This window comes from Methylobacterium mesophilicum SR1.6/6, assembly GCF_000364445.2.
Taxonomy (GTDB): domain Bacteria; phylum Pseudomonadota; class Alphaproteobacteria; order Rhizobiales; family Beijerinckiaceae; genus Methylobacterium; species Methylobacterium mesophilicum_A.
Genome location: NZ_CP043538.1, coordinates 5,745,641 through 5,760,507 on the forward strand (window position 1 = coordinate 5,745,641; position 14,867 = coordinate 5,760,507).

At 70.8% G+C, this 14,867-nt stretch carries 16 protein-coding genes; 14 read left to right on the forward strand and 2 right to left on the reverse strand.

From position 1 onward, the window contains the following. Positions 1–118 precede the first annotated feature (118 nt). From MMSR116_RS27160 to MMSR116_RS27170, 3 genes are all read left to right on the forward strand, one after another. Entirely contained in the window at positions 119–271 is a 153-nt protein-coding gene (locus tag MMSR116_RS27160) for a hypothetical protein (RefSeq protein WP_010684024.1), read from the forward strand. Further along, on the forward strand, positions 268–1,212 hold the full coding sequence (locus MMSR116_RS27165) for a site-specific tyrosine recombinase XerD (protein ID WP_010684025.1): 945 nt from the start codon (positions 268–270) through the stop codon (positions 1,210–1,212). Before MMSR116_RS27160 ends, MMSR116_RS27165 begins: the two co-directional genes overlap by 4 nt. A 130-nt stretch (positions 1,213–1,342) precedes the next feature. Beyond that, on the forward strand, positions 1,343–1,861 hold the full coding sequence (locus MMSR116_RS27170) for a MarR family winged helix-turn-helix transcriptional regulator (protein ID WP_010684026.1): 519 nt from the start codon (positions 1,343–1,345) through the stop codon (positions 1,859–1,861). Positions 1,862–1,910: 49 nt separating this feature from the next. On the opposite strand, the gene MMSR116_RS27175 is transcribed toward MMSR116_RS27170, so the two are convergent. Next, positions 1,911–2,276, reverse strand: a complete 366-nt coding sequence (locus MMSR116_RS27175) for a c-type cytochrome (RefSeq protein WP_158169194.1) — start codon at positions 2,274–2,276, stop codon at positions 1,911–1,913. Between the two features lie 326 nt (positions 2,277–2,602). Here MMSR116_RS27175 and MMSR116_RS27180 point away from each other — a divergent pair, with 326 nt between their 5' ends. From MMSR116_RS27180 to xseA, 7 genes are all read left to right on the forward strand, one after another. Then, on the forward strand, positions 2,603–2,800 hold the full coding sequence (locus MMSR116_RS27180) for a hypothetical protein (RefSeq protein WP_085988028.1): 198 nt from the start codon (positions 2,603–2,605) through the stop codon (positions 2,798–2,800). 165 nt (positions 2,801–2,965) lie between these two features. Further along, entirely contained in the window at positions 2,966–3,229 is a 264-nt protein-coding gene (locus tag MMSR116_RS27185; protein ID WP_010684028.1) for a hypothetical protein, read from the forward strand. Positions 3,230–3,350: 121 nt separating this feature from the next. Continuing rightward, the gene (locus MMSR116_RS27190; RefSeq protein ID WP_010684029.1) at positions 3,351–3,608 is read left to right on the forward strand and encodes a DUF6894 family protein; all 258 of its coding nucleotides are present in this window, start codon (positions 3,351–3,353) and stop codon (positions 3,606–3,608) included. A 77-nt stretch (positions 3,609–3,685) separates the two neighbouring features. Continuing rightward, on the forward strand, positions 3,686–3,889 hold the full coding sequence (locus MMSR116_RS27195; protein ID WP_010684030.1) for an Rmf/CrpP family protein: 204 nt from the start codon (positions 3,686–3,688) through the stop codon (positions 3,887–3,889). 73 nt (positions 3,890–3,962) lie between these two features. Further along, positions 3,963–5,207, forward strand: a complete 1,245-nt coding sequence (locus MMSR116_RS27200; RefSeq protein WP_244625545.1) for an MFS transporter — start codon at positions 3,963–3,965, stop codon at positions 5,205–5,207. 170 nt (positions 5,208–5,377) lie between these two features. Next, positions 5,378–6,850, forward strand: a complete 1,473-nt coding sequence (locus MMSR116_RS27205; RefSeq protein ID WP_010684032.1) for an MDR family MFS transporter — start codon at positions 5,378–5,380, stop codon at positions 6,848–6,850. A gap of 74 nt (positions 6,851–6,924) precedes the next feature. Continuing rightward, positions 6,925–8,607, forward strand: a complete 1,683-nt coding sequence (gene xseA, locus MMSR116_RS27210) for an exodeoxyribonuclease VII large subunit (RefSeq protein ID WP_010684033.1) — start codon at positions 6,925–6,927, stop codon at positions 8,605–8,607. A 98-nt stretch (positions 8,608–8,705) separates the two neighbouring features. On the opposite strand, the gene MMSR116_RS27215 is transcribed toward xseA, so the two are convergent. Beyond that, on the reverse strand, positions 8,706–9,458 hold the full coding sequence (locus tag MMSR116_RS27215; RefSeq protein ID WP_010684034.1) for a GNAT family N-acetyltransferase: 753 nt from the start codon (positions 9,456–9,458) through the stop codon (positions 8,706–8,708). Positions 9,459–9,610: 152 nt separating this feature from the next. Here MMSR116_RS27215 and MMSR116_RS27220 point away from each other — a divergent pair, with 152 nt between their 5' ends. The 4 genes from MMSR116_RS27220 to MMSR116_RS27235 all read left to right on the forward strand — a co-directional run bounded on the left by MMSR116_RS27220 (position 9,611) and on the right by MMSR116_RS27235 (position 14,861). Beyond that, entirely contained in the window at positions 9,611–11,035 is a 1,425-nt protein-coding gene (locus MMSR116_RS27220; RefSeq protein WP_010684035.1) for an alpha/beta hydrolase, read from the forward strand. A 496-nt stretch (positions 11,036–11,531) separates the two neighbouring features. Further along, positions 11,532–12,578: a GMC oxidoreductase gene (locus MMSR116_RS27225; protein ID WP_244625546.1), complete on the forward strand. Its 1,047-nt coding sequence runs from the start codon at positions 11,532–11,534 to the stop codon at positions 12,576–12,578. Positions 12,579–12,776: 198 nt separating this feature from the next. Continuing rightward, positions 12,777–13,745, forward strand: a complete 969-nt coding sequence (locus tag MMSR116_RS27230; RefSeq protein ID WP_010684037.1) for an alpha/beta fold hydrolase — start codon at positions 12,777–12,779, stop codon at positions 13,743–13,745. A 60-nt stretch (positions 13,746–13,805) separates the two neighbouring features. Continuing rightward, positions 13,806–14,861: a DUF2891 domain-containing protein gene (locus MMSR116_RS27235; RefSeq protein ID WP_010684038.1), complete on the forward strand. Its 1,056-nt coding sequence runs from the start codon at positions 13,806–13,808 to the stop codon at positions 14,859–14,861. The last annotated feature ends 6 nt before the right edge of the window (positions 14,862–14,867 follow it).

The window sequence follows — 14,867 nt, forward strand, 5'->3', positions numbered from 1 at the left end:
CATGATCGAAACCGGGCACCCGGCGCTTCCGGGAGCAGGCCCCCGCTCATTCCGGTTGCCGCCCTGGTCCCCGCACCGGTCCCCGTGACCGCACCCGTCCGCCCGAGGTTCGACCCACGTGCCGACCCTGTTCCGTTTCTTCGCCACCCTCGCGATCCTGGCGGGCCTCGTCTTTGCCGCGATGTTCGCGCTGGCCAATTTCGTCCAGCCCACACCCCGGGAGATGACCGTGACCATCCCAGCCTCGAAGCTTCAGCCGGGCAATCGTTGACCGCGGTCCAAGGCAGCGACGAGGGCTCCCACGCGCCGTCCTCCGAGGTCGCCGACTATCTCGACATGCTGGCCGCGGAGCGCGGTGCCGGTCTCAACACCCTGTCCGCCTACAGGCGGGACCTCGACGATTATCTGGGCTTCCTCGCCCGGTCCGGGATCGACCTTCCGGAGGTGGATGCCGGGACGCTCCGGGCCTTCCTTGTCGATCTCGAGGCGCGGGGGCTGAAGGCGTCCTCGGCGGCGCGGCGGCTGTCCTGCGTGCGCGGCTTTCACAAGTTCCTGTATGCCGAGGGGTTCGCCGATGCCGATCCCAGCGTCGCCGTGTCGGGGCCGCGCCGGGGACGGTCCCTGCCGAAGATCCTGTCCGTCGCGGAGGTCGATCGCCTCCTCGGCGTCGCGCAGGCGGAGGCGTCCGCCGAACGGGCGCCCGGCGCGGCTCGCCGGGCGCGGCGGATGGTCTGCCTGCTCGAATTGCTCTACGCCACCGGCCTGCGCGTGTCCGAACTCGTCGCCCTGCCGCGCGCGGCGGGCGCGACTCGCGAGCGCTACCTGTTCATCAAGGGCAAGGGCGGCCGGGAGCGCCTCGTGCCGCTCACCGAGGCGGCGCGATCCGCCATGGCGGCTCACCTCGAAACGGTCCCTGAGGACTCCGCGTGGCTCTTTCCCGCCGACAGCGAGAGCGGGCATCTCACCCGGCAGGCCTTCGCCCGCGACCTCAAAGCCGTGGCGCTGCAGGCGGACCTGCGTCCGGACCGGATCAGCCCGCACGTGCTACGCCACGCCTTCGCCAGCCATCTCCTGCAGAACGGCGCCGATCTCCGGATCGTCCAGGAACTGCTCGGGCATGCCGACATCTCGACGACGCAGATCTACACGCACGTCCTCGATGAACGATTGAAGGCCATGGTACGGGATCTGCACCCGCTGATGGACGGTTGAGCGCCGCCGCCTACAGCGCGACGCCGTCCGTTATACCACCGCGCATTGTACAGGTGCTGCGAACTGCCTAAGAGTGAACTTTCGCCATACCGGTATGCGGATCCGCATTTACCAGAGAGAGACCACCCCTATGTCGAGTCCGACGGCTGCGCAGAGCGGCGCCGAGCCGAGCCAGACGGGGCAGGCCGCCGTCGATCAGGCCACCCGGCAGGAGCGGCAGCGCCTCGACAACCAGCTGTGCTTCGCCGTCTACGCCGCGGCCCACGCATTCGGCCGCGCGTATCGCAATCTCCTCGGTCGCTACGAACTGACCTATCCACAATATCTTGTTCTGCTCGTGCTGTGGGAGCAGGACGGGCTGTCGGTGAAGGAGATCGGCACCCGCCTCTTCCTCGATTCCGGCACGCTGACCCCGCTGCTGAAGCGCCTGGAGGCCTCGGGACGGGTGCGACGCGCGCGTGACAGGGTCGACGAGCGCCAAGTCAGCATCTTCCTGACACCGGACGGACTGAAGTTGCGCGACGTTCTAGCCTGCATCCCGGACGATGCCGGCGGACTGACCGGGCTGAGCCTGGAAGGCCGCAAGACCCTTCTTGACGATCTTGTGAACCTGCGGCGCGGCCTTCAGGACGGCCTGCTCGCCGATTAGGGACGGGGCGGCCCGTTGGCCGCCCCTCGAAACGCCGGAGCTGTCGACGTCAGGACTGCGTCTTGAGGTAGGCGATCACGTCGTTGATCTTCTTGTCATCGGGGTAGCCCTGGAAGATCATCTTGGTGCCCGGGACCTTCGCCTTCGGGTTCTTCAGCCACTCGTGCAGGTTGGCCTCGTCCCAGGTGATCCCGGAATTCTTCAGCGCCGCGGAGTAGCTGTAGCCCTCGTAGGTGCCGGCCTTGCGGCCGACGACGCCCTTGAGATCCGGGCCGACACCATTCTTCTGGAAGTTGTGGCACGCCTTGCAGGGGGCGAACGCCTTCTCGCCGGCGGCCGCGTCTCCGGCCTCCTGGGCCTGCGCCGAAAGCGGGATCAGGACGGCGAGGACGGCGCCGAGAACGAGTGAACGCATGGATTTCCTCCTGTTGGCCGCCGCCGCGGCAGCGCTGGGGCAGAGCTTGCCTGCCTGGAACAGCTCTAAATAATCCGCCTACAGGGCGCAACGGCCGAGTTTTCGGCCGTCAATAGCCCAGTCTGCGGTCGCGGTGGTCGCGTCCCGCCGCCGCCTCCCTCAACTCGATGCGCCCGATTTGGCTCCCTGGAGCAGTTGGAAGCTGTGCCGGGGCACTCCGTCCGGCACCGCGCACGCTGAGCGCCCATGCCCGTTTGCCGGGAGACCCGAGCTTCTTTAGGCTCCTGCGGGCCGTGCGTGCGCGAGAACCCTCACTTCCGGATTGCTTGACGCGCCTCCTCGAGACGCCGCAGTGCTCGACCGGACCTGGACTGGAGCCGGCCACGCCTCCGGCGGAGGCGCCCGATCGGCATTCGTCACATGCGGCACTGGAATCCGCAGTGCTGCGCGGCTTCGTCTACGGCGTCTCGGGTCTCGTCTGGCTCGGCGTGATGGCCTTGTTCATCCATCATTTCGGGCGCTGAGACGGCAGTCTTCCTGCGGCCAGGACGCTGTGGATATCGGTGGCTGAACCGGCCATCGATGCGATCGAAGACTCATTCTACAACCAAGTCAGGTATCGGTCCGTCCAAGATCGTGTGGAGTCGGTTCGAGCGGCGAAGCTCGGCTGCAGGGTCGGGAGAGCAGCGATGAGTCTGACCGGACGCTTCTGGTTTCGGAAAACCTGGACCGGGCGGCTGATCCTCCTCGTGGAGGAGGAGCGTCCGCGCTGGTTCGGCCGCGGCAACGCGAAGCCGCGCTGGCGCAACGCCAAATTGCTCGACTTCGCCGAGCCGGAACTCAGGCCGCTGATGATGATGGAGAAGCACCATCGCGCTGGCGGCGCCTCCGCGCAGGTCCGGACTCTTCGTCCCGTGCCGGCTGCGCCCGAGGCCCGCGCCGCCAACGGCTGAACACCGCACCGCGCGATCCGGCATGGGGATGGCAAGGGACAGGGTGCTGCGCCGGCCGTTCGCGATTACCACCTGGGGGAGGCCGCCCGCCGTCGCGGACATCCCAACGGGGCCGAACGCCATGCCGCGCTATTTCTTCCACACCCAGATCGGCGAGGATCTCATCACCGACCCCGCCGGCATCGAACTCCGCGATCCGGATGAGGCTTGGGAGAAGGCCCGCGCCACGATCCGCGCCGCCCTGCGCACGCCCGAGGATCAGGCTCGCCTGATGACGGCGTGCTTGGTCGTCACCGATGCCGCGGACGAGGTGGTGCTGGAGTTTCCGTTCAGCGAGGCCGTCTCGCTGCCGTCGCCGGGAGATCCGACGCTGAATTGAGGGCGGCCATCCGATCCGTTGCGCCCTACATCGCGGCGGACGTGATGGCGACGCGACGGATCAGGAGCCGCGGCAGGATGGAGTCACCCCCCAACGACCTTGACGCGCGCGCGCTCGGCAAGGCCGCGCCCGGCAAGGGTCTGGCCCGCGAGGCCTGTCCATACGCGGAGGGCACGGAGGCGCGCGTGCTCTGGCTGTCCGGCTACGACGAGGCCGTGTCGGCCGGGGCCGATCCCGTGACCGGCGGAATCGCCAAGCATCCGGCGGGCCCTGAGCGCTGATGGACGCGCGGATCGGAGCCCCCCCGGCGCGGAAGCCCACCCTCCCCTCGACCGGAAGGCGGTCGGCGCGGTCGTGCTCGGCAACGCACTCGAATTCTACGACTTCACGGTCTACGCCTTCTTCGCCAAGCCGATCGGCGAGGCCTTCTTCCCGGCCAACGACCCGACCCATAGCCTCCTGGCGTCGCTGGCCCTTTTCGGCATCGGCTACGTGATGCGCCCGATCGGCGGCGTGCTGATCGGGGCCTTCGCGGACCGGGCGGGGCGCAAGCCCGCGATGCTGATCACCATCGCGCTGATGGCGCTCGGCATGCTCATGCTGGCGGCCTGCCCGCCCTATGCGGCGATCGGCGGCTGGGCGCAGGTCATCGTCATCGCGGGACGCCTCGTCCAGGGCCTCGCGCTGGGTGGCGAGGTCGGCCCGTCCACGGCGTACCTGCTGGAGGCCGCGCCGCCGGACCGGCGCGGCTTCGTCACGAGCTGGCAGATCGCCAGCCAGGGCTGTGCCGCTCTGTTCGCCGGGATCATCGCGACATGCCTAGCCCTGGCGGTCGGCGACCAGGCCATGAGCCAGTGGGGCTGGCGCCTGATGTTCGCGCTCGGCCTGTGCGTCGTGCCGGTCGGGCTCGTCATCCGCAGCCATCTGCCGGAGACGGCCGGGGCCGACGAGGATCCGCACGCGGCGGCCTCGACCCTGGCGGTGGTCGGACGGCTGCTGCGGGATCACGGACGCCTGCTGGGCCTGACTTTCCTCGTCATCGCCGCCTCGACGGTCTCCAACGCGGTCGGAACCAACATGCCGGTCTTCGCCGGCGCGACGCTGGGCCTGAGCGAGACGGCTGCCACGGCGGTGCCGATCGCGCTCGGGCTTGCCTCGGTGGTGTTTCCCCTGCTGGGCGGCTGGCTGGCCGATCGCGTCGGCCGGCGCCCGGTCATGATCTGGCCCCGCGCGCTGATCCTGATCCTGGCCGTGCCGGCTTTCGCCTGGGTGGTGCGGGCGCCGAGCGCCGCGAGCGTCTACGCGGTCACCTTCCTGCTCTCGGCCCTGTCGTCGATCAACGCCGCGGCGGTGATCGTCGGCATTCCGGAGGCGCTTCCGCGGGCGGTGCGCAGCGCCGGCCTGTCGATTGTCTACGCGGTCTCGGTCTCGGTCTTCGGCGGCAGCACCAACTACGTGGTCAACTGGCTCATCGCCGCGACCGGGGACCGGCTGGCGCCGGCCTATTACCTCGCCGCCTTCAGCCTGATCGGAACGGTGGCGGCAATCCTCCTGCCCGAGACGCGCGGGCGCGATCTCGACGTAGACGCGGAAGCCTGACTGTCCCGAGCGGAATGCATGCGTCAGGCGCATTGCGCGCCAGTATGCATGCATGCGCCGCGAGGCTGTGCCTCAGACGATGTGCGTTCCCGCACTGCGCTCGTTCCGGTCGCATGAGGACCCCCGTCGCGTCGCTAGGTGGCCGTCCGCGGCGGGCCTAGACCGTCGTCATGCATACACCCCCTGAGACGCGCCGCCCGCTGGTCCTCGCCGCGGTGATGGCGGTGATGTTCATGATCGCCATCGAGGCGACGATCGTCTCGACGGCCATGCCGCAGATCGCCGGCCAGCTCGGCGACCTCCACCTCTACGCCTGGGTGTTCGCGTCCTTCCTGCTGACGCAGACGGCCACCACGGTGGTGTTCGGCAAGCTGTCCGACCTGTACGGACGCCGCCCGGTGCTGCTCTTCGGCATCGCGGTGTTCCTGGCGGGCTCCCTCCTGTGCGGCGTCGCGTGGTCGATGCCGTCTCTGATCCTGTTCCGCCTCGTACAGGGGGTCGGCGCCGGGGCCATCCAGCCGGTGAGCCTCACCGTCGTCGGCGACCTGTACGCGGCGCGCGAGCGCGGCCGGATTCAGGGCTATCTCGCGAGCGTCTGGGGAATCTCGTCGGTGGCCGGTCCTCTCGTCGGCGGCCTGATCATCGGCCATCTCAGCTGGCCGTGGATCTTCTGGATCAACCTGCCCATCGGCGTGATCGCGGCCATGCTGTTCCTGCGCTACCTGCACGAGGGCGTCGCGTGCCGTAGCCGACAGATCGACACGATCGGGGCGGCCCTGTTCACCGCCGCCATCGCGGCCCTCATGATGGCACTGACGGAGGCCGGCGAATCCGCGGCCGCGGCCCTGTGGCCGGCCGGCGGCTTCGTCGTGGCCGCGATCCTGTTCATCGTGCAAGAGCGCCGCGCCCCGGACCCGATGCTCGACGTGCGCCTGTGGATGCAGCGCCCCATCGCCACCGCCAACACCGCGACGCTGCTCTCCGGCATGACGGTGATCGGGCTCACGGCGTTCCTGCCGATGTACGTGCAGGGCGTGCTGCGGCAATCGCCGCTCGTGGCCGGCCTGACGCTGACCCTCATGGTGCTGGGCTGGCCGATCGGCGCCACCACGGCCGCGCGCAGCTTCGTGCGCTTCGGCCTGCGGCCGATCCTGCTGGTCGGCGCGAGCCTGCTGCCGCTCGGCGCGGTCGCCTTCGTGATCCTCGGCTCGGAATCCTCGCCGGTCGTGGCGGCAGGGGGCTCGATCGTGATGGGGCTCGGCATGGGCTTCCTGTCGACCGCCGCCATCGTGATCATCCAGGACAGCGTCGCCTGGGCCCAGCGCGGGGCGGCCACCGCCTCCAACATCTTCTCGCGCAACCTCGGCTCCACACTCGGCGCGACCGTCCTTGGCGCGGTGCTGAACTACAGGCTCGCGCACCCGACGGCCGGCCCGGTGGTCGATGCCGATCAGCTCCGGCGCCTGCTCGACGATCCGGCGAGCCTCGGCGCCGGCGGCGACGCGATCCGCGACGGGCTGCAGCACGCGCTGCACGGCACGTTCTGGACGGTCTTCGCGGTGGCGGTGCTGACCCTGCTCCTGTCGCTCCTCGTGCCCCGGGTGGCGATCTCGGACGGGCCGCGGGAACTGGCGGTGGAATAGGCGGCTCCTGCAGCCAACACCTCACCGCCCGCCATACCTTTGACTGTCCCGCCGGAGCCCCCTAGCGTCCGGCCATGCCCCTCGTTCCGCCCCCGCGCCCCGCAGCCCAGCCAGCGGCGGATGTCCCGCCGACCAGCGTGCTCACCGCCAACCAGCCGGAATGGACGGTCGGCGAGCTGGCGGGCGCCCTGAAGCGCACCCTCGAAGATGCGTTCGGCCACGTGCGGCTGCGCGGCGAGATCTCGGGCTATCGGGGGCAGCACGGCTCCGGCCACGCCTACTTCTCCCTCAAGGATGGGCAGGCGCGCATCGACGCCGTGGTCTGGAAGGGCGTGTTCGGACGTCTGCGCCAGCGGCCCCAGGAGGGGCTTGAGGTCATCGCCACCGGGCGGATCACCACCTTCGCGGGAAAATCCTCGTACCAGATCGTGGTCGAGAGCCTGGAGCCGGCAGGCCTCGGCGCCTGGATGGCCCTGCTGGAGGAGCGCAAGAAGCAGCTCGCCGCCGAGGGCTTGTTCGCCCCCGAGCACAAGCGCGCGATTCCCTACCTGCCGCGGGTCGTGGGCGTCGTCACCTCGCCCACCGGCGCGGTGATCCGCGACATCCTCCACCGGCTGGAGGACCGGTTTCCCCGCCCGGTCCTGGTCTGGCCGGTGCGGGTACAGGGCGATGGCGCCGCCGAGGAGGTGGCCGCCGCGATCCGGGGCTTCAACGCGCTTCCGCCCGGCGGTCGGATGCCGCGCCCCGATGTCCTGATCGTGGCTCGCGGCGGCGGCTCGATCGAGGATCTCTGGGCCTTCAACGAGGAATGCGTGGTCCGCGCGGCGTTCGAGAGCGCGATCCCGCTGATCTCCGCGGTCGGGCACGAGACCGATACGACACTGATCGATTACGTCTCCGACCGCCGCGCCCCGACCCCGACCGGGGCCGCCGAGATGGCCGTGCCGGTCCGCGTCGACCTCATCGCCACCGTGGCCGACCTGTCGGCGCGCGGAACCGGCGCGGTCGGACGTAGGATCGAGCGTGACCGGGCGGACCTGCGCGCCCTCGGTCGCGCCCTGCCAGGCGCCGATGCCCTGCTGGCGGCCAAGCGCCAGCGGCTCGACCTCGCCGAGGCGCGCCTCTCGCCGGCGCTGGCGGCGGGGGCCAGCCGGCACCGGGCGCGGCTCCAGCTCCTCCTCGACCGGATGGCCCGGCGCTCGCCGGACGTGGCGGTGGCCAATGCCCGCGCGCGGCTGGCGCGGATCGACCACCGGCCGCTGCACGCCCTGCGCAACGACGTCCAGCGCAAAGGCGAGACCCTGGTCCAGCTCGGGCGTCGCCTCGTCGTCGCCCGGGAGGCGAGCCTGGAGCGGGCGCGGGCGCTGCAGGCGCGCCGCACCGACCGCCTCCTCGCTCTGTCTGAGCGCCTTGCCCATGCGGCCGCCCGCGGCCTCGAACGGCGCCGCGACCGTCTGGACGGCCTGGCCAGCCTGCTGGGCTCGCTCAGCTACCATGCCGTTCTGGAACGGGGCTACGTGCTGGTGCGCGACGCCGCGGGGCTGCCGGTCCGGCGCGCCGCGGATGCGGCCGCTGCCGAACGCCTCAGCCTGCAATTCGCCGACGGGACCGTCGAGGCCTTGCCCCAGGGATCGACCGACCCGGCACCCTCGGCGCGACAAGCCCGGCGCGGCGGTGCCGGCGCGCCATCGGCGCCGGGCAGGCGGAGCGCCGCGGCGACCGGGTCGGCGCGGCAGGGCTCGCTGTTCGACGCCTGATCCCCGTCCCGGACCATGCCTGCGCCGCCGACTTCGCGGGCACGGCGAAGGAATCCGGGCCGCGGCGTCCATCAGACAGAGACCGCATTCGGCGGCACTCAGCCCGGCATCGGCCCGACCCGGTAGTGATAACGATACAATTCCTGCTCGAAGCCGAGCGCGCTGTAGAGCGCCCGGGCGGGTGTATTCGCCGCAACGACCTGCAGGCAGGCGGCCCTTGCGCCCTCCCTCCGTCCCCAGTGCAGCAGCGCGGCCACGGCGCGCCGGGCATGGCCGCGGCCCCGCAGAGTCTCGGGCGTCGCGACCGATTCGAGCACCAGCAGATCGCGGTCGAGCACGCCGAACGCGATGGCCGCGATCCCGGCTCGGGTCTGTACCGCCGCGAAGGCGCGCGGCAGGACGAGGGCTGCGACCGTCTCGCGGAACACCTGCGCGGCCTCGGTGTCGGCCCGGTTCACCGCGTCCCAGAGCGTCAGCCAATCGGCCCCGGGCAACGCAGCGACCGTCACCGACGGGTCGGTGTCGGCCGGCAGATCATCGAGGGTGCGGTAGAGGGTGCAGGTCTCGTCCACGACGGCGTAGTCGGATCGCGCGAGAAGCGGCTCCATCTGCGACGCGATGGCCGGCACCCGGACGATCAGCCTCTGGCCGAGACGCGCATAGACCGCGTGGGCCGCCGCGAGGGCCGGCTCGGGCGCTCCGCTTCCGCGTAAGGGGTTTACGGAATTCTGGCGCTTCGAGCGCCCGCCGGCGGCGCGCAGAAGGTAGCCGTGGACCAAGAGCTGGCGCGGGCTCGGCCACGCGTTGAGGCAGGCCTCTTCCACCCGCCAGGCCTGTTCGAGATCCGACATCGGCACACACTCCCGGCCGCCTGATCGCATGCTCCGAAGGCCGGGCCAATCCGCCGCGCCGGGCCAACTCGCCAAGACTTCGGCCACCAAGACTTCGGCCATGCGGCGTCGCGTACGCTTGAAGCAGTGTGGGGCCGCGCGATGTCTCCGCGATGTCTGAACCTGAAGTCCTGTTCTGCCTGCACTTCCTGGGCGGTAGCGCCCGAAGTTGGGATCGTCTTGCAGGCGCCCTCGACGGCAAGCCGACATGCATCCCGGTCGACCTGCCCGGCTTCGGCGCGTCGGCGGCGACGCCCGGTTATTCCGTCGCCGCGATGGCCGATGCCGTCACCGACGCGATTCGCGCGCGGGCGCCCGAACGTTTCGGCCTCGCCGGACACAGCATGGGCGCCAAGGTCGCGCTGGCACTGGCGCGCCGCGCCGAGGACGGGGAGCCGAGTCTGGCCGGCCTCACTGACCTCATCCTGATCTCCGGTTCGCCACCGAGCCCCGAGCCGATCCCGGAGGATCGGCGCGACAGGATGCTCGCGTGGATCGACGGGGATGGCGAGACGCGGCGCCGCGAGGCGCGCGCCTTCGTGCGGGAGAATGTCGGGGTGCGGCTGGATCCGGATCTTGAGGACCGCGCGGTGGCGGATGTCCTGCGAGCCGAGCCGGCGGCCTGGAAGGCTTGGCTCGAAGCAGGTGCCCGCGAGGATTGGTGTCGCCGCATCGGCGTTCTGCGCACGCCCGCGCTGATCCTGGCGGGATCCGAGGACGCCGACCTGGGGGCCGATGCGCAGCAGGCCCTGATGGCGCCGCACCTCGCCCATCATCGCCGGGTCACGGTCGACGGCGTCGGCCACCTCCTGCCGCTGGAGCGGCCCGAGATCCTGGCTGACCAGATTCGCGCGCATATCGTCGACCGGCCCCGCGTTCCGGTTCGGACCGGCCCCGCGGTTCCGCCGGCCTACGCGGCCCTGATCGCTTCCGAGCGGGTGAACGGCCGCCTGCGCGATGCCCTCGACGCGCGCGCCGCGCCGGACGACCCGGACTACCAGCCGGACGCCGTCGATCCCGTGGAACTCGCGATCCTCCGCGCCGCCCTCTGCCGGGTCATGCCGGTGCCGCACCTGGATCTGGCCGCCCGCCTCGACCGGCGGCTGGCCGCGGGAGGCGGCGACGGGTGGCGCTTTCTGGCGCTGCCGCCGGACCCGGACGCCTACCGGGCGGCCCTGCGCACCCTGGATGCCGCGGCCCGGGCCGCGCATGACCGACCCTTCGTGGTCCTGGACGGCCGAGATCAAGACGCGCTGCTGACCCTCTGCGCGCGCGCGGACCTCGCGGTCCCGGACGCCCTCGGGGGCCGGCTCGACGCCGACCGGATGCGGTTCTGGTTCGAGGATCTGCGCGCCGACGCGGTCCGGCTCTGGCTTAGCCATCCGGCGGCGCTGGCGCGGATCGGCTTCTCGGGGATCGGGGCGGGCGGTGACCGGGCCGGGGAGATCGCCGACGGCCTGCCGGGCTTCCACGAAGTCGGGCTCGACGCGCCGGAGGCCTGGGAGCCTCGGGCGCTCCACACGGAGGCGGCGCGATGAACCTCGCGGGGATGCGGACCTACCGCGGGGACGAGGCCGTCGATGCCGTGATCGTGGGAACCGGCGCGGGCGGCGCGCCCCTCCTCGCCCGTCTCGCCGCGGCCGGACTGAAGGTCGTGGCCCTGGAGGCGGGGCCGAACTTCACGCCGGAGCGCTTCGCCTTCGATGAGACGCTGGCGGACGAAATCTACTGGACCGAGGAGCGCCTGAGCGGCGGCTCGACGCCGGAGGCCTTCGGGGCAAACAACAGCGGTACCGGCGTCGGCGGCTCTACGCTGCACTGGGGCGCCTTCGTGCCCCGGGCCGATGCCCGCGACCTGCGTCTCCACACGGAGACCGGCGAGGGGGTGGACTGGCCCCTCACCTACGACGAGCTGCGCCCGTTCTACGAGCGTGTCGAGCGCTTCCTCGGCGTCTCCGGGGCGCAGGCTTATCCCTGGGATGCCGACCGGCGCTACCCCCTCCCCCCGTGCCCCGCAACGGCCCCGCGCGGCTCATGGCGCAGGCCTGCGATGCGCGCGGCATCCGCTGGGCCGACGCGCCGGCCGCAGTGGTGTCGCGGGATTTCCAGTCCGAGGACGGTCCGCGGCGCAACGCCTGCATCAATTGCGGCTACTGTCACCAGGGCTGCCGCAACGGTGCCAAGGCCAGCATGGACGTCACCTACCTGCGCCTCGCGGTGGCCCGCGGTGCGGAGATCCGGCCGGAGGCGTTCGTCCACGGCCTCGAGCGCGGAGCCGACGGGCGGATCACCGGGGTCGTCTACCGGCAGGGTGGAGAGGACCGGCGCCAGCGCTGCGGCGCGGTGTTCCTCTGCGCCGGAGCCGTGGAGACGCCACGCCTGCTGCTGCATCTCGGGCTCGCCAACTCGAGCGATCAGGTCGGCCGCAACTACATGGGCCACGTAGCCACCCAGGTCTGGGGTACGTTCCCGCACGAGGTGCGGATGAACCGGGGCTACCCCTCGTCGCTGATCACGGAGGATTTCATACGCCCCGGCGCCGACTTTGCCGGCGGCTACCTGATCCAGAGCCTCGGCGTGGTGCCGGTGACCTTCGGCAATTCAGCGGCGCGCGGGCGCGGCCTGTGGGGACAGCCGCTCCTCGACTACCTCGACCGCTACAATCGCCTGGCGGGCATCGGCATCAACGGCGAGACGCTGCCCTGCGACGCGAACGTGCTGACCCTGTCGGACGAGCGGGACGCGCGCGGAATGCGCAAGGCGCAGATCAGCTTCGGCTACGGCACCAACGAGAACCGGCTCAACGCGCACGCCACGGCGGTGATGCGGGGTCTCTGGGAGGAGGCCGGGGCTGAGGACATCTGGGTGCTGGAACGTGTCGCCCACACGATCGGGACCTGCCGCATGGGGCGTGACGGATCGACCGCCGTGGTCGATCCCGTGGGCCGCAGCTTCGACATCGACAACCTGTGGATCTGCGACGGCTCGACCTTCCCGAGTTCGCTCGCCGCGAATCCGGCGCTCACGATCATGGCGCTGAGCCTGCGCAGCGCGGAGGCGTTCCTGGCGGCGGAACCGTGAGGGAAGGCTGAGTTTCCCGGCCGGCCGGCGGCGGGAACCGAAGTGGCGACCCGCCGTATCGGTGCGGGCGCCGGCGTCTGCGCCACGGTCACGATCGACCCCAGCGAAGGAGGCTCGGCAGCGGGCAAGCGCGCGCGGTGTCGCATCCGGCGCACCGCCCCTATCTGGGTCGTTGGAGATCGATGTGGGAGATCGATGATGCCGACACAGGCCATCCTCGCCGCCGCAACCGCCTTGACGCTCGCGCAAGGGTCGCCGAAGCCGCTTCCCTCCGTCTCGGCGACGACGACCTATCATCGAGCCGATGTGAACGGCGTCGGCATCTTCTATCGCGAGGCCGGTCCGCGTGACGCGCCCACCATCCTGCTGCTGCACGGCTATCCGTCATCGTCGCGACAGTGGGACCCGCTGCTGCCACTGCTTGCCGACCGCTATCACCTGATCGCCCCGGACTACCCGGGCTTCGGTCAAAGCGACGCCCCGCCGCCCGGGCAGTACACCTACACCTTCGACGCCCTCGCCTCGACCGTCGAGGCGCTGGTCGCGCAGCTCGGCATCGAGCGGTACACCCTCTTCATGCAGGATTACGGTGGCCCGGTCGGCTTCCGCATGGCGCTGGCGCATCCCGAGCGGGTGACCGCGCTGATCGTGCAGAACGCCAACGCCTACTCGGAGGGCCTGGGTGCCAAGTGGCGCGGCATCGCCGACTACTGGGCCGATCCGGCCGCCCATCCCGAGCAGGTCGATGCCTTCACCTCCCTCGAAGCGGCCAAGCAGCGCCACCTTGGCACCAGCCCCGACATTGAGCGGTACAACCCGGACACCTGGGCGGACGAGTACGCCATCCTGGCGCGACCGGGCCGGCGGGAGATCCAGGCGGCACTTCTCTACGACTATCGCACGAACGTCGCGTCCTACCCGGCCTGGCAGGCCTGGATGCGGGACCATCCACTGCCGACGCTCGTGCTGTGGGGACGCCACGACCCCTCCTTCATCGTGCCGGGCGCGGAAGCGTACCTCCGCGACATGCCGAAAGCCGAGCTCCACATCCTCGACGCCGGGCACTTCGCGCTGGATGAGGCAACGGACCAGATCGCCAGCCTGACGCGCGACTTCCTGGGCCGCCACTTGGGATCGCAGAAGCCTTCGTCGGCGCCGGGACCATAGGAGGCCGGATCATCAGCAGGGCCCCTGCGGTGTCGCGGCGCCGCGCTCGCGAGAGCGGCGATGCTGACGTCATCGGCAGAGTATGGTCTGGAACCGCACAAGGAGGCTCCGTTGCGTCACCCCTTGACCACCGAGGCCGCGAGCCGCTTCGCCGCCGTCACGCTCGGGCATGTCACGCAGGAATATCCGAACAAGCTGGATCATGTGCTCGCAGGGCCGGAGGATGCGCGCACGCCGTCCGCACTGCATCCGGTCTTCTATGGCAGCTACGATTGGCACTCCTGCGTGCACGGCTACTGGCTCCTGGCCCGCGTGCTCCGGCGCTTTCCGGAGGGTGCGCAGGCGGCCGCGATCCGCGCCCTGTTCGACCGGCAGCTGACACCCGACACGATCGACGGAGAATGCCGCTACCTCGCTGCACCCACCGCCCGGGGGTTCGAGCGTCCCTACGGATGGGCTTGGCTCCTGAAGCTCGCCGACGAGCTGTCGTATCTCCCGGAGACGCGCTGGTCGCGTGCGCTTGCACCGCTCGCCCAGCTGTTCGCGCAGCGCGTCCGCGACTTCCTGCCCCTCGCCCGCTATCCGGTGCGGGTCGGGACCCACTTCAACACCGCCTTCGGGCTCCGGATGGCCTTCGACTATGCTGAGGGCGCCCATGACGCGGTCCTGGCCAAGCTCATGGTCGACACGGCCGAGGCTTGGTACGGCGGAGATGGCGATTGTCCGGCCTGGGGCGAGCCGAGCGGCGACGATTTCCTGTCCTCGACCCTGATTGAGGCCGAGTGCATGCGGCGCCTCCTGCCGGCCGGGCGATTCCTGCCCTGGTTCGATCGCTACCTGCCGCGCCTCGCGTCCCGCCAGCCCGCCACCCTGTTCGAGCCGGCGATCGTGAGCGATCGCAGCGACGGTAAGATCGCCCATCTCGACGGGCTGAACCTCAGCCGGGCATGGTGCTTCCGTGCCCTGGCGGGCGTCTTGCCGGCGACCGATCCCCGCCGATCCGCGATGCTGGCGGCGGCCGAGATCCATCTGGAGACCAGCCTCCCGCACCTGACGGCCCACTACATGGGCTCGCACTGGCTCGCCAGCTTCGCGGTGCTCGCGACGGACCCGTAACGCACG

Bases quoted from the DNA above. Each gene is read 5' to 3' on its own strand.
- MMSR116_RS27170 (WP_010684026.1), top strand. From the start codon at position 1,343: ATGTCGAGTCCGACGGCTGCGCAGAGCGGCGCCGAGCCGAGCCAGACG.
- MMSR116_RS27175 (WP_158169194.1), bottom strand. From the start codon at position 2,276: ATGCGTTCACTCGTTCTCGGCGCCGTCCTCGCCGTCCTGATCCCGCTT.
- MMSR116_RS27185 (WP_010684028.1), top strand. From the start codon at position 2,966: ATGAGTCTGACCGGACGCTTCTGGTTTCGGAAAACCTGGACCGGGCGG.
- MMSR116_RS27190 (WP_010684029.1), top strand. From the start codon at position 3,351: ATGCCGCGCTATTTCTTCCACACCCAGATCGGCGAGGATCTCATCACC.
- MMSR116_RS27195 (WP_010684030.1), top strand. From the start codon at position 3,686: ATGGAGTCACCCCCCAACGACCTTGACGCGCGCGCGCTCGGCAAGGCC.
- MMSR116_RS27205 (WP_010684032.1), top strand. From the start codon at position 5,378: ATGCATACACCCCCTGAGACGCGCCGCCCGCTGGTCCTCGCCGCGGTG.
- xseA (WP_010684033.1), top strand. From the start codon at position 6,925: ATGCCCCTCGTTCCGCCCCCGCGCCCCGCAGCCCAGCCAGCGGCGGAT.
- MMSR116_RS27215 (WP_010684034.1), bottom strand. From the start codon at position 9,458: ATGTCGGATCTCGAACAGGCCTGGCGGGTGGAAGAGGCCTGCCTCAAC.
- MMSR116_RS27220 (WP_010684035.1), top strand. From the start codon at position 9,611: ATGTCTGAACCTGAAGTCCTGTTCTGCCTGCACTTCCTGGGCGGTAGC.
- MMSR116_RS27225 (WP_244625546.1), top strand. From the start codon at position 11,532: ATGGCGCAGGCCTGCGATGCGCGCGGCATCCGCTGGGCCGACGCGCCG.
- MMSR116_RS27230 (WP_010684037.1), top strand. From the start codon at position 12,777: ATGCCGACACAGGCCATCCTCGCCGCCGCAACCGCCTTGACGCTCGCG.
- MMSR116_RS27235 (WP_010684038.1), top strand. From the start codon at position 13,806: ATGCTGACGTCATCGGCAGAGTATGGTCTGGAACCGCACAAGGAGGCT.